Origin of the sequence: Haladaptatus caseinilyticus (assembly GCF_026248685.1) — an archaeon.
Classification (GTDB): Archaea; Halobacteriota; Halobacteria; order Halobacteriales; family Haladaptataceae; genus Haladaptatus; species Haladaptatus caseinilyticus.
Genome location: NZ_CP111036.1, coordinates 1,820,844 through 1,842,494, shown reverse-complemented (window position 1 = coordinate 1,842,494; position 21,651 = coordinate 1,820,844). Strand labels below are relative to the sequence as shown.

Genomic DNA, 21,651 nt, shown 5'->3' with positions numbered 1-21,651 from the left:
TGGCGTACATCGACGCATTACGGGTTTTAGGCTCGCCTAAAGAAACGTAAAGCCACCGGTTTTTAGGCGCACCTAAATATCATGGCGACATACTTTCCGTCGCAGCGTTACGAATAGAACGGTTTATCGACTCCCGACTGGCAAAGCGTGTCGCGACACGAGTCGTCGTTCGAATGCGAGCACCGACGACTGTTGCACGGCGGGTGTCGTCGATTTCTCCCGGTAAAATGAGCCTCCTTACGCGATGTCCGATAGTCGGTCGAGACGGCGTTCTATCCTCGAGTGTCCCCAGTATCGAATGGTTCCACACCGAGGTTCGTATTCGATAACCCCGATATCCTCCAACAATGGGAGGTGGACGTGATGGAGTTGAATCGAAGCGGAACGACGGTCAAACTCGGTATCGGATTCCGGCGCGTTCAGTTCTCGGTCCGAAAGGGCGTCGATGAGGTCGTCGAAGGTCGTGACAGTGGAACTATTCGCGAGGATGTGACAAATCAGTCTCCGTTGTCGATCCTGCAGAACCTTCGCGATGGTCTTCGGCGATAGTTTCGACTCGTGAACTTCCTCCGGTTGAGACCGTGACGATTCGAGTTTGCCGTGTCGTTTCTCGGAGTCGCTCATCATCATAGCAAATCAGCCACGATTGACTAGTCCTCTGCCTCAGTATTGAGGTATCGATCTGTGAATGGCGGATGAGAGGGTCTCAGGCCCCCTCATCGCGGTTGTGGAATAGAAGGGAAAATACCTTCCGCTGTGCAGCCTGTAGATGTTGGTGGAACGTCGGCGAGGAGATATCGAGCGTCTCGGCGAGGTCCGCCCCAGTGCTCGTCCGCGGATAGTCGAAGTATCCCGCCAGATATGCGGCCGACAGTATCTCCAACTGTCGGGCGGTCAATTCGGTTTCGACCTCGTAATGAAGTCCGGGCGTCGGGTGAAGCGGATGTTTGCGGTCCCGTTTTGCGAGGAGCGTAGCGTTCGGATACACTGCCTCCACCGCTTCGACGAACGGGCGAACCTCCGTGTTCGCCGGGGCTTCTGCGATGAGGGTTCCCTCGCCGTCCGTAATCGTCCCACCACGAATGTAGGCACCATGTTCGATGAGCGCCTGTGCAGTGGTTTGCGTTCCGCGAATCAGCAGTTCGAGCGTACTGTCCCTCTCATCGCCTTGGATTCGGCGGACGTGTTCGATACTCGAGGATGTTTCCGCTCGCTCGATGACGTCCTCCGTCGGGACACCGGAACTCGTCACGTAGAAGAGGTACGATTCGTTCGCCGTCGGCACCACCCCGTTGAGGGTAAACGAACAACCGAGTTCCGCGGACGTCTCGACGAAGAACGACCCGGTCCCGGTAAGCGAAAATTCGAGTTCGAGGATGCGGTCGCTGTAGAGGAGTTTTTTGCTTTCGGCGGCGTTTATCGCGTGACCGATCATCTCCCCCAGTTCGCCGAAAACGGCTTGCTCGCGCGCCCCGATGACCGTCGGCTCCGATGCGTACACCACCAAGACGCCGTAGGTGGTCTCGCCGTGTCCAAATGGAACACAGGCGACGGAATGGAAATTTCGCGCCGCTGCCTGTGCCCGTATCGACGTCGGAAACGCCGGGTCCGACCGAACGTCTTCGACCACTTGCACCGTATCGCTTCGTAACGCCATGGCCGCGACACCGTTCTCCGTTTCGGCACCTTCGTTAGCGACAGCTTCGAGATACGCATCGTCGATTCCGGCCGCCGTTTGGACGGAAAGTCCCTGTTCCGCCGCGGACAGCGTCCCGACGAGCGCACCATGGTAGACATCGGATGCGGCGAACCGCTCACACACCGTCCGCTCGATTTCCTCGCGTGTCGGCGCGGCGACCAAGGCTTGATTGATATCTCTCACGATGGCGTTGATTCGATTCAATGTCGTTAGCTCGTCACGCTGACGAGCGATTGCACGTTCACGTTCGGCCCGGGTCAACGCTGCTTCGGTGTTCGCGGCCAGTACCCGTACCAGGTCGAAGTCGATTCGGTCGAACTCCCGAACCGACTCGGACGACGTAATGAATACACCGTGCTCGCCGAGTGGTACGACGATGATACTTCGGATCGGTGTATCCCGGGCCGCTCCCTCGTCCGTCGCTTGTACGTCGGGAACGACACGTGGCTCGCCCGTCTCGAATACGTCCCAGACGAACGGGTCTTCGGGTGTGAACGTCGGAACCGATCCATCGAGCGTACCTGCGATGTCGCCGGTCGTCGCGATCGGTTCGAGCGCATCGGCATCATCTGCTTTGAAATGAATTCCGCTGAGCGGGAACTCCAAAATCTCCGCGGCAGTAGTTACTGCGTGCGTGCAGATCGTTTGTGACGACGCGGTCTCGAACATCCGTTGTGTCGTTTCGTGTAACGCGTTGAGCGCGTCCTCTCGGTGTTTTCTCTCGCTAATATCCCGAAAGATGCCCTGAATGACCTTGCGACCGTTTAACTCGGTTATCTTCGAGTTGATTGCGACCGGAATCCTGGCTCCAGTGGAATCGACCACCGTTAGGTCGTGGTTCTCTTCGAACACGCCGCCCTCTTCTTGATGTCCTCGAAACATCCGTTCGTAGCGTCCGGTTTCCTCCGTGGGATGGAGTTCGGTTTGGTGCATCCCTTCGATCTCGTCCTTCGGTCGTTTGAGCAACTCGGCCGCGGCCCGGTTTGCCTCCTGTAACACTCCCGTCTCGGCATCAGCCACGAAGATGGCGTCCGGCGCGGTTTCGACGAGCGTTTGATACTTTTCGGTTGCGGCTTCGAGTTCGTCCTGTTGCCGCCGTTGCTCGGAGATATCACGGAGTATCGCCGTGAACAGTCGTTGACCGCGATACGTGTGCTCGCGAAGTGAAAAAGAGAGCGGAAACTCCTCTCCCGTTCGTCGAAGACCCACCCGCTCGACGCCCGTGTATTCGACCGTCGCGTCCGGTTCGTGAGTATACTGATAAAATTCCTCGAGGTACGTTTCTCGATACTGTTCTGGAAAGAGGGTGGCGATAGAACGCTCGACCAGTTCGTCCCCGTCGTATCCGAAAAGGGTACCGACCGCTTCGTTCGCGAAGACGATGGTCCCTTCCTCGTTCATGATAATGAATCCGTCGAGGGATTCCCTGACGATGCGTTTGAAAAAGGCGGCTTCCTCGGCTGATTCGGTACTCCGAAGCGAACGGATGGGGGAGTCGTTCGACGAAGAGGGCCCGGACATGGTTGTGGGTTACAGGGTGAGAGTGGGCAAGACGTTTTCGCCGAAACGGAGACATGTCTCGGTGAGGGTGTATCATCGAGCGACGGGTCCCTCCTCAGTCGGTCCACTCTCGCTCGACGACGGTTTCGGCAAGCGTCGGCACGAACGTCCCCACGTCGGTAACCATCCCGATGGCCTGTGCGCTTCCGCGGTCGAGCAGTTGCGTGACCGTCGCAGGATTGATATCCACACAGACGACCCGAGTGGTCGAAGGGAGACAGTTGCCGACCGCGACCGAATGCAGAAGCGTCGAAAGCATGAGCACGAGGTCCGCCTCGTGCGCCTGCTCCCGGATGGCGTTCTGTGCCTCGACCGCGTCCGTGACCGTATCCGGTAATGGCCCGTCGTCACGAATCGATCCGGCAAGGACGTAGGGCACGTCGTTTTTCACGCACTCGTACATCACACCGTCCTCGATGAGGCCGTCTTCGACCGCCTCGGCGATACCGCCCGCTCGGATGACTTCGCTGATGGTGTAGATGTGATGCTTGTGCCCTTTTCGCGGATGTTCCAACGTCTCGATATCCATCCCGAGCGAGGTGCCGTACCGACCGCGTTCGATGTCGTGTACTGCAAATCCGTTGCCCGCGCTGAGCATGTCGATGTAGCCCTCGCGGATGAGACGTGCGAGGTCGTCGCCAGCACCGGAGTGGATGAGCGCCGGTCCGACCACGGCGAGCACCTTCCCTCCCTCCGCTTTCGTCTCGACGATGGTTTCCCCGATTTCCCGAATGAGCGATTCGGACGGTCGTTCGCTCGACACACCACCCTGCATGAATCCGAACGGGCCACCCCCGCCCCGCGGACGTTCCGGAGGGTCGACACGCACACCCGATTCGTCAGTGACGACGAGGTCGCCTTCCTCGATGGCGTTGAGCACCTTCGTCGTGGCCCGTCCCTCGTCGGGGTCGATAACGATGGCACAATCCATCTCGATGTTTTCGACGGGAATCCATTCGTCCTCGTATCGAACCTGCGTCGGGTGGTTCGTCGTGGAGTAGAAACCGTACGGGACGACTTGGTCCGCCGGAGCAGGTTCCAGTGCCGCATCCGTCGGGTTCGGAACGTGTGCCCCGTTCTGGTGGAGTTCGTGGAGGATGGACCGAAGCGTCTCCTCGTCGTCCGCCGAGACCGTCATTCGAGCGTACGACTCCTCGTCTTTGTGTTTGCCGACCCGAAACTCCTCGACTTCGAACTCCCCGTCCAAGTCCATCACGACGCCGAAACATCGCTGCATCATGCCGGAATCGATGATGTGGCCCTCCAATTCGACAGTGCGAACGTCCACCATGCAAAACCAGATGCACGTAACTGCTATCAGCGTTGTGCCGTTGGACGAGTGACCACGCTACGGTTCGTTAAAAATGAGCGTTCCTGCTCAGGGTTCGAGCAGAACTTTCGTCACGCCTTTCTCACGGTTGTCGAATCGCTCGTACATCTCCGGTGCTTTGTCGAGGCTCACGCGATGTGAGACGACAAAACTCGGGTCCGCACGCCCCTCGATTATCAGATCCCGGAGTTGGCGGTTGTACGATTTGACGTTACACTGGCCGGTTCCGACCTTGAGGCCCTTCTCGAAGAACTTCCCGAAGTCGATGCCGAGGCGGCCCTGTGCGGCCATCTCGTCCGGCGCACCGGGGTCGGATGGTACGTACAGGCCGGGGACACCCAACTGGCCGGTCGGGCGCACGACCTGAATCAGTTGGTTGAGCACCACTGCCGGGTTCTCACGTGCCGGGTCGTACGCGTCGTCGCCCGTGTCCGTATCGGGGTCGATCGCCTGATACCCGACCGCGTCCACGCCCTTGTCCACACCGCCGCCGTGGGCGTCCTTTATCTGTTCGACCGGGTCCGCGTCTTCGAAGTTTATCGGCATCGCGTCGCAGTGTTTTTCCGCGAGTTCCAACCTGCTTGGGACCCTATCGACCACGTAGATTTCCGACGCGCCCTTGATCTTCGCGCTGTAGGCGGCCATCAGTCCGACCGGCCCCGCGCCGAAGATGGCGACCGATTCGCCGGGTTGGAGGTTGGCCAACTCCGTCCCGTGCCATCCCGTCGGGAAGATGTCGGCGAGCAGGATGAACGAATCCTCGTGCTCCGTCCCTTCCGGGAGTTTGAGGGCATTGAAGTCCGCGAACGGGACTCGAAGGCGCTCCGCCTGACCTCCTTTGTACGGTCCCATCGCGACGTACCCGTACGCTCCACCGGCGAACCCGGGGTTCACGTTGAGACAGAACCCCGTTTTGCCGTTCTCACAGTTCTTACAGAACCCACAGGCAACGTTGAACGGCAGGACGATTCTGTCACCCTTTTCGAGTGTTTCCACGCCGTCGCCGACTTCGTCTACGATTCCCATGTTCTCGTGCCCGAAGACGATACCGGGGTCCGCGTCGGTTCGTCCTTCGTACATGTGGAGATCGGATCCACATATCGCCGACGTCGTAATGTCGATAACGACATCGTTCGGGTGCTCGATACCGGGTTCATCGACCGATTCCACTTCTACATCGTGCGGTCCTTGGTAAACGACCGCGTCCATTGACATTTGTTCCCACCCCTGCAACTACACGGCTACGAGGGTGAAGACCATGATGTTTTTGTCCCAAAATGAGAGCAATCCATCGGTCGGAACGGATCCGAACGAATCGGCTCGGGCCGTGAGGAATATGCACGTGCAGACCGACCGTTACTCGTGGATAGAAGGGGGTTCATCGAGCGACTGGGAGGGGCAGTCGTCGTGGGGAGCGGCATCGTCGCTGGGCGGCAGAGCGATGGGCGGTACAGAAATCCGACGGTAACCGACCCGCTCGTTCGGCAGTGGGAAATCGAAGCGAGGGAAACCGACCGGTTCGACGTTCGTCGCCGCGGTATCGATTTCGGAGATGCCTACAGAACCACGCTGATTTACAAAGACGTTCGCCTCACGGAGGCGGTCGATACACGTCTTCAGAGCGACTTCGAGGGTATCGTCGGCGTGTTCATCGCCACACGTATCACGTTCGATTCACCGCTCTCGGCGCTCGCGCGACCCGGGCTGGTCGATGGAATCGCCAAACGTCGATTCGAACGAACGGCCCGGAAACGAGGATTTACGGAGTTGCGCGAGCGAGAACCGGCGGAGCGGGAAACGACGCAGGCGCAAGCGACCGCCGAGTACGTCGGGTACTACGACATCGACCGGTACTCCGAGGCCCCGGTTCCGAACATCGAACGATTTCCGGGGATTCGTCGGAACGGTCGAGTGAAGACGGTACTCTACTTCGACGTATCGCGGTCCGACGGATCACTCATCCTCACGACGGGGGTTCGACCAACGAACGAGTTCTTCCGGACGGTGCTGCATCGGAACAGCGACACGTACCGGGGGGAACTCCTCCGGTTGATGCACAGCGTTCGATGATGGCCAGCTATCCAGTGGTCCATCAAATGACATTTCAGTAACAACTTTGTACGTCGGAGTCGTTCCTTTAACTGGGGGAAAAGCGATGACACGAACGGACGAGAACAAAGCTGTCGTTCAGCGACTGATAGCCGAGTTCGTCAACGAGGGGGACGAATCGACGGCCGACGAACTACTCGCGCCTGACTATGTACGATACGACCCCGACGCGCCCGGTGGAGTACAGGGCCCGGACGAATTTATCGAGATGATGTCGATGTTCCAATCGGCCTTCCCGGACGGGGAAGTGACCATCGAAGAGATTATCGCGGAGGACGATTTGGTCGTGTTCCGCGGCGTGGAGCGTGGCACCCACGAAGGGGCGTTCATGGGCCACGAACCGACGGGTGAGACCTTCGAAATCACCGGTCTCGCGATGCATCGCGTCGAGGACGGCGTTATCAAAGAGACATGGGCGAACTGGGATATGCTGGGAATGCTCCAGCAACTCGGTATCGTGCCGATACCCGACGAACTCGCAGGAATGGCGGAGTGAGCGGTTTTTCGGGGTGAACGGGGTACTGGTCGATCGAACCACCCCGGTTTTGCTGACATCACAGAAATCGTCGTACTGACCAGTACAGCCCTGAACCGATGCTTCGCACGACAGCAATCGGGGAGAATTTCGAGTCAGGGTTCGCCGCGGCTTCGAACTCGGTGTCGAGGACGTGCGAAGAGACGTGTAGTATCTCGCCGGTAAACGCGCGTCTTCCTTGTGCGTCGGTCACCCGCAGAAGCGTTATCTCGGCACTCGCGCCGACGACACGATAGACGCCGGACGGGTAGGCATTCGTCGTCGGACGATAGTGTTCGTAAACCTCGACCATGGTGTTAGAGGATCGTCGAAAGAGGTATAAATCGCTATGCCCGTCGATTCGTCCGCGCACTCTAACGGAGAGAGTGCCGACACGGGTTCGGCCACAAAACAATGCTTGCTTCCCGTCGTCACTCGAACGGGATGGGGGGAATTCCACGGCGAGGGGTGTTACGGAGAACTGCCGGATTGGCGCTCGCGTTCGCCGGGCGTGACGTTTTTGCAACCACACCGGAGGAGACGAAAGCGGGCCGTTTCGCCGATGCCGTCATCACGACGACATCGGCCCTCGAATCCGCGTTCAACGACCTCTCGGCGGGCGACACCGTCGTCATTACCGGGGAGAACGCACCGTATCGAACGACCCAGTGGCTCGACATCGACGTGGACGGCGTCACCGTCGTCGGTCCCGACATACCGACGCTGGTTAAACCCGCAGACGGGGCGAACGTCGGTGGGTTCCGAATCGGCCACCACGACCACTGTGAGAACGTCACGATTCGCGGCGTGGGATACGACGGAAACCCCGATGGCCAGCGTCCGAGCGCGAAGTTGTGCCACGGCATCGTCGTGAAGGACGCCGAAAACGTCACGCTGTCCGGGAACTATCTGACGCGAACCCATCCGTATCACGAACACGGAACCGGCGGGAGCGGCATCAGTGCGGAAAAGGAATCCCGTAACGTCCGCATCCTCGGCAATCGAATCCGTGATATCGGCGACAGGGGAATTCAGGTCGGTGGTGCAAACGTCCTCGTCTCCGGAAACGTCGTCACCGACGGCCTCGACCGTTCGATTTCCTGTGACGTCTGGCGCGGGTTCGACCACCAACAAGCCCGAAACGTCGCCATCGTCGGGAACGTGCTAGGAAACAACCTCGAGGGGAGTCTCACCGGAATCGGCGGCAACGATCTCCAAGCTGGAGGATACATCCTCATCGCGAGCAATATCGGGTTTGGCTACCACAAATCGTTCTGTCACGTCGGATTCGGCGGGCGGGCGCGAAACGTCCGAATCGACGGCAACGTGAGCGTCCAAGAGGAGTCCGCGGATTTCGCCGGGGTATCGCTCAACATCGAGCGGGCGACGAACGTTACCGTCGTGGACAACGACCTTTATGACTACGGTGGGACGGGAGTCAACATCGAAAAGGGAATATCGGACTTCGTGGTCGCGAGAAACGGCCTCTACGACGTCGGAAGCGATGGGATTCGAATTACCGGTGCGAAGGATGGCATCGTCGCTCGAAACACCGTATCCGAGACCGGTCGGGCCGGAATCCTCCTCGACGATGCACGATACGTTGCGGTCGAACACAACGACGTTCGAGGAGCTCAGCGGTCGGGTATCGTCTCCCGTGGAAATGGAACGACGAACCACGAAATCAGCGAAAACCGAGTCAGGAAATACGGAAGGAGTGACGGCTACTACCAAGGAATCCTTCTTCAAACGAGGGAAAACGTCGTCCGTGGCAACCGAATCTATCGGAGCGGAGGTGGCCTCGCAATCGTCGAAACCGATGGCGGCGGCGACAACTGCTACAGTGAGAACTGGGCAGACGGAACGTCCCCGTGGCGTATCGAGAGTGCAACCTCGCTCGTTCGCGGCCACGTCCCAGCGTTCGACGTTCATCGCGGTGTCGTCGGCGACGACGCCGGAACCGTATCAGTGAGGTTCGACAAATCCTACGCGCGACGTCCGAAACTGACGTTCGGGCGCGTCGGAGGGGGGATAGAAACGGTGTCCTACACGAAAACGAAGCGTGGAGCGTTCGATGGAGTTACCATCACCGTCGAGTCCTCGAACGGCGTCCTCGACGTCTTCGTCGAATCGGTGTGATGGGCACTCGAACTCGTTGGGGGAAATTCTTTTTTACTAATCAGTTGTCGAACGGCGGGGGAAACGAGAATGGAACAGACACGACGCCGAGTACTCCGAGCTATCGGAGCGAGTGGACTAGCCGTCTTCGCAGGGGTTTCGGGCGCACAGCAAACGACGACGACGGGTGGTGGCGGTGGCAGCGAAAGGGCCGTGGGCATAAGAGCCATCCATGCCATCCCCGGTGGACCGAACGTGGACGTGTTCATCGACGGAGACCCCGTTCTACAGGACGTGGCGTTCAAAGATGTCAGCGACTACCTCGAAGTCCAACCGGGCGAATACACCGTTCAGGTCACGCCGACTGGACAGGGCCAAGGGACCGCGCTTCTCGAGGAGCAGGTGACGCTCGAAGCGCCACTCGACTACACCTTTGCGGCAGCGGGAACGCCCGACAATCCCGAGTCGTTCGTGTTCGAGGACAGAAACGAGATTCCGTCGGGCAACCGGGTCAGCGTCCGAGCGGTCCACCTCTCGCCGGACGCACCGGCGGTCGATATCGCCGCGGACGGCGATCTGCTCGTCGAGGGACTCGAATTCGGCAACGCCAGCCAGTACGTCGACCTTCCCGCCGGGTCGTACACCATCGAAGTTCGACCTGCCGGGGAGAACCAGGCCGTCGCGTCGACCGACGTCACGCTCGACGGGGGTACCGTCATCTCCATGTTTGCCGTTGGCCTTCTGCAAACCAACAACGACGCCGAGGCGTTGGACCTCGTGACAGCGGTGGATTCGGGCGGCGAAGGAACGACAACGACGCAGGAAGGCACCGGTACGGAGACGACTGGAGCGGGGACGACTACGACGCAGTCGTCGTAGTAGGTCCGCCCACTCGTAGCGACTCCAGCTGTTTTTCTGAGACCCGTTCGGGACACTCGCGCTCTTTCGAGGGGGTTACGGCGATTTTGCTCTCGTTCCCGCTTCGACCATCAGGTAAACGATGCTTCCGTCTCCTCTTCGGGGTCGCCCCATTTGTCGTGGTCGTCCGGGTGTTGGTAGAACAACTCGGGCGGTTCGTGTGCACCCTTTCCCTGTGGCTTCTCCGGCATCATGACGTAGTGACCACCCCGAGGTCCGCGCAGGTGAACACGATAGTACACGTCGTCGTCGCGTGCGGACCGCTCCTCCGCGATTCTATCGACGATAAACGAGCGAGGTTCCCGAAACGATCCGGTGTCCGTTCCGACAGTCACGGTATCACCGCGTCGAAGGCGGCGAATCAGCGACTCCAGTCGGCCACTGCTCGCGTCGGTTCCACGATTCGTACGTTCCATATCGTCTCATACGCCGTCGTCGGCTATAACCTCGTTCGGCGAGATGAGTCGGCGACGTATTCGTGACAGTCGTGAATTACGGGAAAGAATCTACATCATTTAAGTTCCGGGTCGATGTTGGATGTGCTATGGGTAGCCATGGGGAACGTCAAACCGACTCGTTGAAAACCAGTGAAAATCCACAGTCGTCCCAGCGCCGTTCTCATCCACCGATGGGGGGTGGATGCCGGATCAGTTGGAACCTCGGCGACCATCTCCGGCGACTCGACACTGTAACGCTTACCACAGAACTGACCGATTCACGGTCACGGCGAACGCTTTCCGTCTACGACCCCGATGGCGATACCTACCTCGTTCGTCTCCAAACGCCCGTTGGACGGGAACGATATCGTGAAGTCCCGAAATCGGAGTTCGACCTCGACGAACTCTCACGGGGGAGCCGCTGGACCCAAACGACATAGAAGATCGGCATTCCCGGCCGAATAACCGTTTTTGACGTACTGGGCCGAGAGCTGTCGAAGTAGACGACATCTAAACGACCAGTGATAACGACTTTATCCACCGTTCCCGATAGTTTGTGTGATGTCTGTGCACAATTTGCACGATTATGACGAAAAACTGGAAACGTTCGACTGGAACGATATCTTTGACGAAGCCGACTGGAACGCGCCGGGGGAGCTAAACATCGCACACGAGGTCTGTGACCGACACGCGAACGATAGAGGGAAGGTCGCCCTCTATTACGCCGGGAGAAACGGCGAACGCGAGACGCTCACCTTCTGGGAACTCGCCGAGCAGTCGAACCGGTTTGCAAACGTCCTCTCCGACCTCGTCGATACGGGCGACCGCGTCTTCTCTTACATGCCGCGGGTACCGGAACACTACGTCGCACTTATCGGGACCCTCAAGGCAGGTGGCGTTTGGGGAGGCGTAAACGAACGGTTCGGACCGGATGGCATCGCCTATCGACTGGACGACTGCGATGCGAAAGTCGTCGTCACCACGTCGAAAAACCGAGAGACCATCGAGAAGGCACTCGATGACGCGCCTTCGGTCGAACACGTCGTCGTCGTAAGCCGGGATGGTACTGGAATTCGGCGCGGCGACATCAGCTATCACGCGGCGATGGAAGACGCGAGTACGGTGTTCGAAACGGTCGAAACCGGTGGTGAGGACGACGCTCTGCTATACTACACCAGCGGCACGACCGGTCTGGCAAAAGGCGTCCTCCACAAACATCGCTGGGTTGCCGGCGTCGCCGCGACCCAGCGATTCGCGGTCGATTTACAACCCGGCGACCTGTACTGGTCCACCGGCGACCTGGGGTGGCTGACCGGACCCATCAACACGCTCGGGGCGTGGTTTTGGGGGGCGAGTCTGTTCACGTACGAGGGCGAGTTCGATCCGGAAACGTGGGCCGAATTGCTCGATGAGTTTCCGATTTCGGTGCTGTTCAGCGTCCCGACCGCCTACCGGATGCTCCGCGAGAACGAGCGGGTTCTGGAGGACGCCTCCCTCGACCTGCGACACGCGCTCTCCATCGGCGAACCGCTTTCCGCGGGCGTGGTCGCGTGGGGTGAGGATATCCTCGGCGTCACCATCCACGACACCTACGGCCAGACGGAGACGGGGAACATGATAATAAATAACTATCCGACCATGGAGATCCGTCCCGGAAGCATGGGCAAACCGCTTCCGGGTATCGAGGCTGCCGTGGTGGACCCGGAAACCGGGGAACCGCTGGAGCCGGGTGAGACGGGAGAAATCGCGCAGCGAGGCGACTACCCATGTTTCTTCGCGGAGTACTGGAACAAACCCGAGAAAACCGACGCCTGTTTCGTCAACGATTGGTATCTCTCCGGCGATTTGGGGCATTTAGATGAGGACGGGTACTTCTGGTTCGAAGGACGGGCGGACGACGTTATCATCAGTGCGGGCTACCGAATCGGCCCGTTCGAAGTCGAAAGTTCGCTCGGCGAACATCCCGCCGTCGCGGAATCCGCCGTCGTGCCGAAGTCCCACACCGAACGCGGGAACATCGTGAAAGCCTACGTCGTCCCGAGCGAGGGTACAGACCCCAGTTCGGACCTCGCCGAGGACATCAAACGTCACGTCAAAGAGGAGCTTTCGGCACACGAATACCCCCGCGAAGTCGAGTTCGTGGACGAGTTGCCGAAGACGGTGACCGGAAAGATACGCCGCACCGAACTGCGCGACCAGACTGGGGAGTAGGCGGAACGATACTGGCGTACCGTTCGTGTTAGACAGGTGGTTGTTGAAACCACGTGGGATTCCCTCATCGGCGTCATGTGACGGATTTCGCCACAACGGAACGTCGTATCAAAAACAACCCCGTCAGCTCATCTCCGAAACGGCTCGTCGCGAACCTGCACGCCCACTTCCTCGCGCTTCGCGTCGAAGTTGTTCGTGGACGCGATTTTACCGAGCGCTTCCTCGTACCGATTCAGGGAGAAGACGAACTCGTCGGGCAGGACGCCCGGGTCTTCGGTGGGAGGACCATACTCCGGCATCGGAAGGAGGGTACCATCATCGAGAGCGAGAAAACTCACTTGGTCGAATGGACTGTCGTCGTGGAACAGGCGGTACGTCGCCTGCTGGAGGGAATCATCGTCCGACCAGTCGTCCCACGGGGCTGAGACGTTCGACCACTCGCCGATTCGTTTCACCGAGATATCGCGGTCGGGATGCGTGAACGAATCCGGCACGCCGTCGGTGACCCACTGGTTCGGATCCGAGTCGAGCACCGCCTGCTTGAGGTCGGTGTTGCTCATATGGACGTTCGTTTCACGACCGGTGTGAAATAGCTATTTGCCGCACGATTACGTATGTAATCCTCCGACTTTCACATGCAGGGTGATGTGGTGACACGCCCTCGTTCGAGCGTCCGACAACGGGTCGTTATACGGTTTTCTCGCCGGTAGTTTGATAGCCGAATCAGTTGTTGGTAAAGCACCATTTCCAACCATGTCACCGAACCGACGACCGATCTACATCGGTACTGACCCCGAAGACGCAGTATGTGAGCGACACGGTACGATGAAACCGAAGACGCCAGTCGTCACCTTCGACGGGCATATTCACGCACCCCGCGAACCGGTGTCCGTTCGCAGTTGTCCCGACTGCTGTCTCGAACTCGCGCGCGAGAGCGGTGGCCCGACTGCGAGTCCACAGGATGCCTTCGAGGCCTGCTGGCGACAACTGGTCGATGAACGCTGGCGAACTGGTCTCTCCCAATTGTTCGTCGACCTTGGCCGTGGCGCTGTCGATGACGGAACGATTTATCTCCACGACGAAACCGACCCGATGGGCGTTCCGCGCTCCCTCCGCGAGACCGACGACTGGGCTGTTCGGATGAAGGACCCCTAGCGAACTCACGTTCGAACACCGTCATGGGTCGCGAAATACGCTCGTACTGTCCCGGGTTTGGAGAACTTCCACCATGCTAAAGCATATCGCAGTCTATACGCTAGGTGGGTACTGCGAGACGCTGTCATTGCATCGATAGCATGTCGCCCCCGACGGAATCGATTCCCATGCCGACCGTACCGCTCCCCGGATTCCTTCAGCAACTCCCGGTTCCAGACGCCCGAATACTGTTCTCGACGTTTCTGCTCGTCGTCCTCGTGTTCGTTACGTGGGTCCTGTGGAAAATCGCACCACGGTTGAAACGACGGATGGACTCGCGTCTCGTGGACGTCCTCTTGCTCACCACGAGTGGACTCGCCGCGGTTCTCATCGGGCAGTACACGCTCGCACTCTGGACGGACTCCGCCGCTCCGGCCCCGAGGGTTGACGTGTTCTCGAAACTAACGTCTGCCGGCGTTCGTCTCGGAATTACCTTCGGCGTGCTCGCGGCGGCCTACATCGGTGCGGGGATGATCGTTCGCCTCGTCGACCGTTTCGCCACTGGAACCGGGCAAGTTACGAGTCATCAAGGGGAGGTTATCGCTCGAGTGACGGAAGTCAGCGTCTATCTCTTCGCCGGATTGTTGTTGCTCGGGGTCTGGCGGGTGGACGTTCGCGCGTTCCTCATCGGGGCTGGATTCCTCGGCATCATCATCGGATTGGCCGCGAACGAAACTCTGAGCGCACTGATCGCCGGATTCACGCTCATGTTCTCGCGCCCGTTCGAAATCGGCGATTGGATACGGATTCCTATCGAAGGCGACGAGGGAGAGGAAGGAATCGTCACAGACATCACGCTGTTTACAACGCGAATCGAGACGTTCTCCGGCAAGTACGTCATCATCCCGAACGACGTGGTCGGCTCGAACATCATCACGAACTACGGGCGAAAAGGCCGACTTCGACTCGAAGTCGAAGTCGGTATCGACTACTCGACCGACCCCTATCGAGCGATTGCGATCGCGGAGAGAACGATGACGGGCCTCGACGACGTTTTAGAGGTCCCCTCCCCACGCGCCGTTTTGACGGGGTTCGGCGATTCCGCCATCCTGCTCGAACTTCGGTTCTGGATAGACCGACCGAGCAGTCGGCGGCAGTGGCGCGCCACCACGGCGGTCGTCGCGGCAGTGAAAACCACCTACGACCGGGAGGGAATCAAGATACCGTTCCCACAACACGAGGTGTCGCCGCGGGAGGGAACTGCCGGGTTTCCCCTCATCGACAGTCGGGAACGGGAACGGCAAATAGAGTGACCTCCGGATTCACCGACACACAGTATCAACCGAATTTCTCCAAGCAGTTCCCGCAGTAGTCGGCGTAGTTCGGATTCGTCGTCTCACAGAAACGACAGCGAACCCCCTCCGAAACGTGATTCGATGTCGTGTACCGATGGCTCCCCGCCGAAAAGGCGAACCGGTCGGGATGAACGAGTAAATCGGATACCGGGCCGAACTCGCCGTTCATCGTTCGATTGACCAGATCGTCGTCACGAAGCGCCATCAACCCCCGCCATAATCCAAGGAACAGCACCGTCGGCGCGACGGTGAGTACCCCGGCAACGAGTACCCGAAAGACGGTCTCAAACTCCATGGCATGTGATAGCAACTCATTCACCTTAATCATTTAAAAACCACCTCCTTTTCAAACAAGTCAGAACGCAGAACTGAAATGGGGCGCTATTCGTCGGGGTTCGTCACCGGGTTACGCGTCTCACAATAGGGGCACCGGTTACGGAAGCGCTCAAGATTGGTTCCGCAGTATCGACACACGTAGCCGTCTTCGGGTGCTTCGACGTTCGTCGGAGACGACGAGTTCCCTCGCGTCAGCACACCTGCTCGAAACGCGAGCACGCTGCCGATGACGAGCAGGCCGACCGCAACCCCAGCGAGTACCGTGCCGTCTACGCCGATCCCTCCGAGGGAGGTTCCGAACTCGTTTCCGCCGAGCAGTCGCCGTCCGAGTGAGAAAACCATGAGAATGATAAGGATTCGAAACAACCGACCTCGGCCGGGTGTCGCCCGCATTATTCTACCCCTCCGTTCATACGTCATCTCGGGAGCGAGCGGGTATAAGCCCTCGGTGCAGCAGGTATCGATAGGCCCTCACAGTCCGTCGAACAGCGATCGCTCCGACTCCTCCTCGTCTACGTTGAGGGGGACAGGCGGTCCCCAGAGATATCGATGTTGCTCGCCACACTCCGGACAGTCGTACGTTGCGATCCCCTCACCGTCATCCACGTCCGAATCCCACTCGTCCGGGTCCGTATCCTCCGTCGCTATCAGTCCCATCGTCTTCGGGCAGTGGATTTCGATGCGGTGGTCCTGGTCGAACTCCGGATGGTCGTCTGTCGTACGTCGGCTGAATGGGTTGAGTTTGTTGAACATGATCACACGGTCCGAGGGTCCCTCGAAGACGGGGTCGTGTTCACGACAACGCAGGTAGGAACTGACCCAACACTAATCCGTCGGTCCATCGTGAGACGTGTCACAGGAAACGAAACGAATACTCAGCAGACAGCTATCCGTTCTGCGGCTTGAAAATATCCGCGATACGTCCGACGAACGAGTTTCGTGCGTCGGTTTTCTCGACGATTTCGTACTCGCGTCGGAGCGTGTCGTTTCTCGTGAGACGCAGGACCGATATCCCCTCGTCCGCGATAACGTCGGCAGTATCGGCACCGACGACTTCCCCCGAGGTGGTAACAAGTGTTGCCCGCGCATTCGCATCGGACGCGATCGACTGCAGTTCACGAACGTCATCTTCCTCAGGGCGTTCGTGAACCGCAGCGATGACATGGTCGTCCAACAGGTCGTCGTGTGCGGAGACGTGGACCGGGGTTTCCGCTCCCGCACCGTTCGTCACCGTCGTGTCGATGCTCGTTTCGAGTTTTCGCGCTTCCAGTATCTCGACCATCAACTGACGCGCGGTCAACTGCTCTTCGACCCACTGCGCACCGTGGTCGCTTATGTAATACCGGTAAAGGATTCGTTCGATGGTTTGCAGGGGCGGCGCTACGTAAAGGCACTCCCGGCACCGAAGACGATGTTTTGGAGTTTCGAAAACCTCCTCGCAGTCCTCACAGATGTGAGCGGCGTCCGATTCGAGGTGTTTCAACGATTCCAAATGCGCTTCGCAGTCGGGGCAGACGACGCCGTTCTCGGCGACGAACTGCTCGCGTAGTCCTTCGTATCCACAGTCGGGGTGTCGAAACCGGTCCGTGCGAATCGTCTGCGGCGATTCGCACGTCGAACAGGCCGTAGTGTACTGCATCCCTTTCGCCTCACACCGGGGGCAGATGTACTGCTTTTCCTGAAATTCACGATAGAGGAGGTCGCGTTCCGCCAGCGTTTCAAGCACCTCGAACGTCTCTCCATCCTGCTCGTCTAACTGCTGTGTCGCGTCGGGATACGTTACCTCTCCCGTATCGACATCGAGCGTAGGCCGAATCTCGTCCAGCGACCCCTCCCAGAGGGCGGTCAACAACCGTACCGTACCCGGTGAAGCCATGCTATAGCACGACGGAGGGCGGCCATTTAGTAATGATTCGAATACGAATCGGTAACTATCGTCATAGATTGCAACGTCAGCGGCGCTCGTGTGACGATCGATATATCCTCGCACGGGTATTCCGCCCCCCGAGAACGCTGCTTCGGAAACCCTCCGCGGAGATAGCGATTCGAACGGGCTCACCGTCGCCCTGAAAGCAGCGGCTACGTGCTTTGGAGAGGAGTTCAACCGATGCCTGACGCTGCCCTCACGAATACGGCAGTGGTCGATTGCTGCTGGGATGGAAAGGGAGGGCAGTTTATTAGTCTCCTTCGTGAAACGAACGGTCGTGCCACGAGCTGTCGTCGTCGGGGCTGGAATGACCGACTTTGGCCCACACGACCAACCGCTGGAGGAACTGTTCGCGGACGCCGCGTTTCTCGCGATCGACGACGCGGGCGTCTCGCTCGACGAAATCGATGCGTTCTACTTCGGCAACGCGATGGGCGGACAGGCCGAAGACGACACGCATCTCGCGCCGAAACTGGCGACCCACATCGGACTGCAGGGAATTCCCTGCCAACGATTCGAAGACGCGTGTGCGACCTCGTCGAACGCGTTCAAACACGCCGTTCAGGCGGTCGAAGGCGGAGTTCACGACGTTACCTTGGTTGGCGGTGCGGAACGCTGTACGCCCGAAACCGGCCTCGGAACCGGCGAGATGACGAAAATATTCGCGAGCGCTGCCCACCGTCAGTACGAACAACCGGCGGGACTGACCTTCCCCGGCGTGTTCGCGTTACTCACCAAACGCCACATGCACGAGCACGGTACGACCGAGGCACAGCTCGCCGATGTCGCCGTCAAAAACCACTACCACGGTCAGTTCAACCCTCACGCGCATTTCGGCCGCGACACGACGACCGAGGCGGTTCTCGAAAGCCCCCTCGTCGCGGACCCGTTTCACCTCATGGACTGCTGTCCGTTCTCCGACGGCGCGTCCGCAGTACTCGTCGTCTCGGACGACCTGGCGGAGAACTTCGACGGAGAACCGGTGAACGTCACCGGCGTGGGGCACCGAACGGACGCGGTTCCGCTGGCCGACAAGGTCTCGCTTTCGGCGACACAGTCCGCTCGCGACGCCGCGCGGGAGGCGTACGACCAAGCCGGGATCTCGTCCGAGGATGTCGATTTCGCCGAGGTTCACGACTGTTTCACGGGCGCTGAGGTTCTGGCCATCGAAGCGGTCGGACTGTTCGAGGACGGAACCGGTGCACGGGCGGCGGCCGACGGCCGAACATACGTCGACGGGGAACTCCCTGTAAATCCGAGCGGTGGCCTCAAGGCAAAGGGGCACCCCATCGGAGCGACCGGGACTGCACAGATCGTGGAGTTGACCGAGCAACTTCGGGGAACCACCGGCCGACGCCAAGTCGAGGATGCGACGACCGGTATCGCACACAACCTCGGCGGCGACGCCGGAACGACCGTCGTCACGGTCATGGAGGAGCGGGAATGAGCTCCGACGATGAAATCGACGAGAACGGCGGTCTGACCTACGCGGAATGGCGAACGCGTCTCGAATCGGGCGACCTCGTCGGACTCGAATGTCGGTCGTGCGGTCACGTCACTGCGACGCCGAAACGCGCGTGCATCGACTGCGGCGGCCGAAACCTCACGTCGAACCATCTCCCGCATGCGGGTACGGTGCACAGCGAAACCACCATCACCGTCCCACCGGTGGGGGTCGACGGTCCGTTTCAAGTCGGTATCGTCGAGTTGGGCGATGCACGCCTCCTCGGTCGTGTCGAGGGCGACGTCGAAATCGGGGACACAGTCGAATTGAGCGGAACCGTCGAAGTTGACGGGATGCCCGCCCCGATGTTCGAAGCACGCGACTGACCGACGACCTCGTTCCTGCGGATGAATTCCGCAGCGTCGTTCGCCGTTCAAACCGTGAACTGACAACGGCAGTGGGGAGAAATCCGTTCGCGATATCGAGGGTTCGAGAATCGAGGGAGAAGACAACAGATCAGATATTTAAACAGTATCCGCGGTTGTCATCCCCGAACGAACGTCGAACCCTCCACGTACAAATCCCTCTTGGAACCGACCCATCCGTTCTCCAACCGGACGGGGAAATGATGTTCGATGGCGCTCCGACGGTCGATAATACGGCGACCGGATTCCCCGTTTTTATCCACCTATACTGAAATATTAGTACGCAGTTTAAATAATCCAAAACTATTTTCCGATAGCGCTTCGCGGCTATACCAATGTCAACGAAACGATTATCCACGGGGATACGCGGGCTCGACACCGTTTTGAACGGTGGGCTTACTGGAGAGCGGTCGTACGTCCTTCGTGGCGATGCTGGCGCGGGGAAGACGCTCGTCAGCCTCCGATTTCTCGAGGCGGGCGTCGAACGGGGCGACACGGCCTTGTTCGTTCACTGCTCGAAAACGCGGGACGAACTCCGTCAAAAAGCCGAATCCATCGATATCGACGCCGAAAACGTCTCGTTTCTCGGGTTGCATGGCGAGACTCAACTCGTGGACGAATCACCAGAGTCGTTCGCCACAAACGTGTCTGATACACGACTCGTCGGACGGGTCGCCGAGCGTATCACCGAACTCGACCCCGACCGCGTCGTTGTCGACCCGGTGACGAGGCTTCGCCACCTCTTTTCCGATTCGGAACGGTATCGGGAGGAAGTCGTCGGTTTGGCACGTCACCTCAAAGGACGCGGAGCGACAGTGCTGTTCACGTGCCGTACCGACCGATACGAGCACGTACCGTCGGTCGTTGACGACGGTCGACTCGAACTCCGCCGAAGCGAACGGACTCGAACGCTTACCGTCCCGAAAGCGCCGAACAGCGCGCGGGATGGTTCACACGGAATGCGAATTTCCGATGACGGCATCCAGATATTTCCGGCCCTCGACCCGGTCGTGTCCGAACGTGATTTCGAACCCGAGAGTCTCTCGTCGGGCATTCCGCAAGTGGATCAGTTGCTCGATGGCGGTATCGAACGCGGAACGACGACGGTAATCAGCGGGGCGACCGGCGTCGGGAAAACGACGTTCGGAACGCAGTTCATGAAGGAAGCCGCCGGGAGGGGCGAACGTTCGGTCGTGTACATGTTCGAAGAATCGACCGAAACGTTCCACGAGCGAAGTAGGTGCATCAACGTTCCCGTCGAACGGATGGTAGCGGATGGATCGCTCCGACTGGAGGAGATCGAACCGGTCAAGCGCTCTTCGGTCGAGTTTTCGGATATGGTTCGACGCGAGGTCGAAACTCACGACACGGATATCGTAATGATAGACGGCGTCGAGGGATACAACGTCTCGCTTCGTGACGACCGACTGAGCCTCGTCGAAACGATGCAGGCACTCTGTCGCTACCTCAAAAACCTGGGGGTGACGGTCATTCTCATCACCGAACACGATTCGATGACTGGACAGGTCAAGGCAACGGGGGAAGGGATCAGCTATCTTGCGGACAACATCATTCTCCTTCAACACCTCGAACTGGAAGGAGAACTACGGAAGGCCATCGGCGTCCTGAAAAAGCGAACCAGCGACTACGAACGTTACCTCCGGGAGTTCAGCATTACCGAAAACGGAATCAAAGTCGGCGAACCGATGGATAACCTGCAAGGAATACTCACCGGAATGCCTCGATTCGGCGACGACGGGGAGCAGATCAGTACCGAGGGCCACTGATCACCGGAAACCGAGAATTATACCGAGTATATCGACTTCGCTCGAGGTTTAATCGGCATTGTTATATGTTACCAGTGTCAGTTCTCGACTGAACAGAGTATGGGAATAACACTCACACTGTTACCATTCTGGGAGACCGTTCGTTGGCTCGGAGCAACCGTCCCGTTCCTTTCCGTACTTCCGACGTTTATCGGCATTCTCGTCGTTATCAAGATGTTCATGCCGGAGGTTTCGACACGCCGAGCAGTGCCAGCGTCTCATGATAGTGAGTACCTCTTCGACCCCGACGATTTCGACTGACGATTCGAGAGATCGGTCACAACGGATTTTATACAACGGACGCAAAA

24 protein-coding genes are annotated in these 21,651 nt (G+C 59.0%); 12 read left to right on the top strand and 12 right to left on the bottom strand.

Going from position 1 to position 21,651, the window contains the following annotated elements:
- Positions 1-237: 237 nt before the first annotated feature.
- The 4 genes from OOF89_RS09995 to OOF89_RS09980 form a co-directional block, all read right to left on the bottom strand.
- Positions 238-624, bottom strand: coding sequence for a DUF7344 domain-containing protein (locus tag OOF89_RS09995; RefSeq protein WP_266075689.1), 387 nt, complete (start codon positions 622-624; stop codon positions 238-240).
- An 82-nt stretch (positions 625-706) separates the two neighbouring features.
- Positions 707-3,220 (bottom strand): PAS domain S-box protein, encoded by a 2,514-nt coding sequence (locus tag OOF89_RS09990; RefSeq protein ID WP_266075687.1) that lies wholly within the window; start codon positions 3,218-3,220, stop codon positions 707-709.
- 94 nt (positions 3,221-3,314) lie between these two features.
- The gene (locus OOF89_RS09985) at positions 3,315-4,550 is read right to left on the bottom strand and encodes an ornithine cyclodeaminase, nickel-pincer nucleotide-dependent (protein WP_266075684.1); all 1,236 of its coding nucleotides are present in this window, start codon (positions 4,548-4,550) and stop codon (positions 3,315-3,317) included.
- Positions 4,551-4,637: 87 nt separating this feature from the next.
- Positions 4,638-5,798 (bottom strand): glutathione-independent formaldehyde dehydrogenase, encoded by a 1,161-nt coding sequence (locus OOF89_RS09980; protein WP_266079747.1) that lies wholly within the window; start codon positions 5,796-5,798, stop codon positions 4,638-4,640.
- 153 nt (positions 5,799-5,951) lie between these two features.
- Between OOF89_RS09980 and OOF89_RS09975 the strand changes: the two genes are divergently transcribed.
- Positions 5,952-6,659, top strand: coding sequence for a hypothetical protein (locus OOF89_RS09975; RefSeq protein WP_266075683.1), 708 nt, complete (start codon positions 5,952-5,954; stop codon positions 6,657-6,659).
- 85 nt (positions 6,660-6,744) lie between these two features.
- Positions 6,745-7,194 carry an ester cyclase gene (locus OOF89_RS09970; RefSeq protein WP_266075681.1) on the top strand — a complete coding sequence of 150 codons (450 nt, stop codon included), beginning with the start codon at positions 6,745-6,747 and terminating at the stop codon, positions 7,192-7,194.
- A gap of 58 nt (positions 7,195-7,252) precedes the next feature.
- Here the strand turns inward: OOF89_RS09970 and OOF89_RS09965 are convergent, their stop codons facing one another.
- Positions 7,253-7,525, bottom strand: a complete 273-nt coding sequence (locus OOF89_RS09965; RefSeq protein WP_266075679.1) for a hypothetical protein — start codon at positions 7,523-7,525, stop codon at positions 7,253-7,255.
- Positions 7,526-7,656: 131 nt separating this feature from the next.
- On the opposite strand from OOF89_RS09965, the gene OOF89_RS09960 reads away from it, so the two are divergent.
- Positions 7,657-9,351 (top strand): right-handed parallel beta-helix repeat-containing protein, encoded by a 1,695-nt coding sequence (locus OOF89_RS09960; protein ID WP_266075677.1) that lies wholly within the window; start codon positions 7,657-7,659, stop codon positions 9,349-9,351.
- Positions 9,352-9,420: 69 nt separating this feature from the next.
- Positions 9,421-10,209 (top strand): DUF4397 domain-containing protein, encoded by a 789-nt coding sequence (locus OOF89_RS09955; RefSeq protein ID WP_266075675.1) that lies wholly within the window; start codon positions 9,421-9,423, stop codon positions 10,207-10,209.
- A 110-nt stretch (positions 10,210-10,319) separates the two neighbouring features.
- Here OOF89_RS09955 and OOF89_RS09950 read toward each other — a convergent pair whose 3' ends face one another.
- Positions 10,320-10,664: a hypothetical protein gene (locus OOF89_RS09950; protein ID WP_266075673.1), complete on the bottom strand. Its 345-nt coding sequence runs from the start codon at positions 10,662-10,664 to the stop codon at positions 10,320-10,322.
- 128 nt (positions 10,665-10,792) lie between these two features.
- Between OOF89_RS09950 and OOF89_RS09945 the strand changes: the two genes are divergently transcribed.
- Both OOF89_RS09945 and OOF89_RS09940 read left to right on the top strand, forming a co-directional pair.
- Positions 10,793-11,125 (top strand): hypothetical protein, encoded by a 333-nt coding sequence (locus OOF89_RS09945; protein WP_266075672.1) that lies wholly within the window; start codon positions 10,793-10,795, stop codon positions 11,123-11,125.
- A gap of 121 nt (positions 11,126-11,246) precedes the next feature.
- Positions 11,247-12,896, top strand: a complete 1,650-nt coding sequence (locus OOF89_RS09940; RefSeq protein WP_266075670.1) for an acyl-CoA synthetase — start codon at positions 11,247-11,249, stop codon at positions 12,894-12,896.
- A gap of 128 nt (positions 12,897-13,024) precedes the next feature.
- Here the strand turns inward: OOF89_RS09940 and OOF89_RS09935 are convergent, their stop codons facing one another.
- Positions 13,025-13,456, bottom strand: coding sequence for a hypothetical protein (locus OOF89_RS09935; protein WP_266075668.1), 432 nt, complete (start codon positions 13,454-13,456; stop codon positions 13,025-13,027).
- Positions 13,457-13,649: 193 nt separating this feature from the next.
- On the opposite strand from OOF89_RS09935, the gene OOF89_RS09930 reads away from it, so the two are divergent.
- Together OOF89_RS09930 and OOF89_RS09925 are read left to right on the top strand one after the other, a co-directional pair.
- Positions 13,650-14,051 (top strand): hypothetical protein, encoded by a 402-nt coding sequence (locus OOF89_RS09930; protein WP_266075666.1) that lies wholly within the window; start codon positions 13,650-13,652, stop codon positions 14,049-14,051.
- Between the two features lie 167 nt (positions 14,052-14,218).
- The gene (locus tag OOF89_RS09925) at positions 14,219-15,343 is read left to right on the top strand and encodes a mechanosensitive ion channel family protein (RefSeq protein ID WP_266075665.1); all 1,125 of its coding nucleotides are present in this window, start codon (positions 14,219-14,221) and stop codon (positions 15,341-15,343) included.
- 25 nt (positions 15,344-15,368) lie between these two features.
- On the opposite strand, the gene OOF89_RS09920 is transcribed toward OOF89_RS09925, so the two are convergent.
- The 4 genes from OOF89_RS09920 to OOF89_RS09905 form a co-directional block, all read right to left on the bottom strand.
- Positions 15,369-15,680, bottom strand: a complete 312-nt coding sequence (locus tag OOF89_RS09920) for a hypothetical protein (RefSeq protein WP_266075663.1) — start codon at positions 15,678-15,680, stop codon at positions 15,369-15,371.
- An 86-nt stretch (positions 15,681-15,766) separates the two neighbouring features.
- A complete protein-coding gene (locus OOF89_RS09915) occupies positions 15,767-16,114 on the bottom strand; it encodes a hypothetical protein (RefSeq protein ID WP_266075661.1) in 348 nt (115 codons plus the stop codon).
- Positions 16,115-16,192: 78 nt separating this feature from the next.
- Positions 16,193-16,474, bottom strand: coding sequence for a hypothetical protein (locus tag OOF89_RS09910; protein WP_266075659.1), 282 nt, complete (start codon positions 16,472-16,474; stop codon positions 16,193-16,195).
- A 133-nt stretch (positions 16,475-16,607) separates the two neighbouring features.
- A complete protein-coding gene (locus OOF89_RS09905; RefSeq protein ID WP_266075658.1) occupies positions 16,608-17,597 on the bottom strand; it encodes a TackOD1 domain-containing metal-binding protein in 990 nt (329 codons plus the stop codon).
- Positions 17,598-17,925: 328 nt separating this feature from the next.
- Here OOF89_RS09905 and OOF89_RS09900 point away from each other — a divergent pair, with 328 nt between their 5' ends.
- A complete protein-coding gene (locus OOF89_RS09900) occupies positions 17,926-19,095 on the top strand; it encodes a thiolase C-terminal domain-containing protein (RefSeq protein WP_266075657.1) in 1,170 nt (389 codons plus the stop codon).
- Entirely contained in the window at positions 19,092-19,478 is a 387-nt protein-coding gene (locus OOF89_RS09895) for a Zn-ribbon domain-containing OB-fold protein (RefSeq protein ID WP_266075655.1), read from the top strand. Before OOF89_RS09900 ends, OOF89_RS09895 begins: the two co-directional genes overlap by 4 nt.
- 158 nt (positions 19,479-19,636) lie before the next feature.
- Here the strand turns inward: OOF89_RS09895 and OOF89_RS09890 are convergent, their stop codons facing one another.
- The gene (locus OOF89_RS09890) at positions 19,637-19,780 is read right to left on the bottom strand and encodes a hypothetical protein (RefSeq protein ID WP_266075653.1); all 144 of its coding nucleotides are present in this window, start codon (positions 19,778-19,780) and stop codon (positions 19,637-19,639) included.
- Positions 19,781-19,852: 72 nt separating this feature from the next.
- On the opposite strand from OOF89_RS09890, the gene OOF89_RS09885 reads away from it, so the two are divergent.
- Positions 19,853-21,304, top strand: coding sequence for an ATPase domain-containing protein (locus tag OOF89_RS09885; protein ID WP_266075651.1), 1,452 nt, complete (start codon positions 19,853-19,855; stop codon positions 21,302-21,304).
- Between the two features lie 99 nt (positions 21,305-21,403).
- Entirely contained in the window at positions 21,404-21,604 is a 201-nt protein-coding gene (locus tag OOF89_RS09880; RefSeq protein ID WP_266075649.1) for a hypothetical protein, read from the top strand.
- Positions 21,605-21,651: the final 47 nt, after the last annotated feature.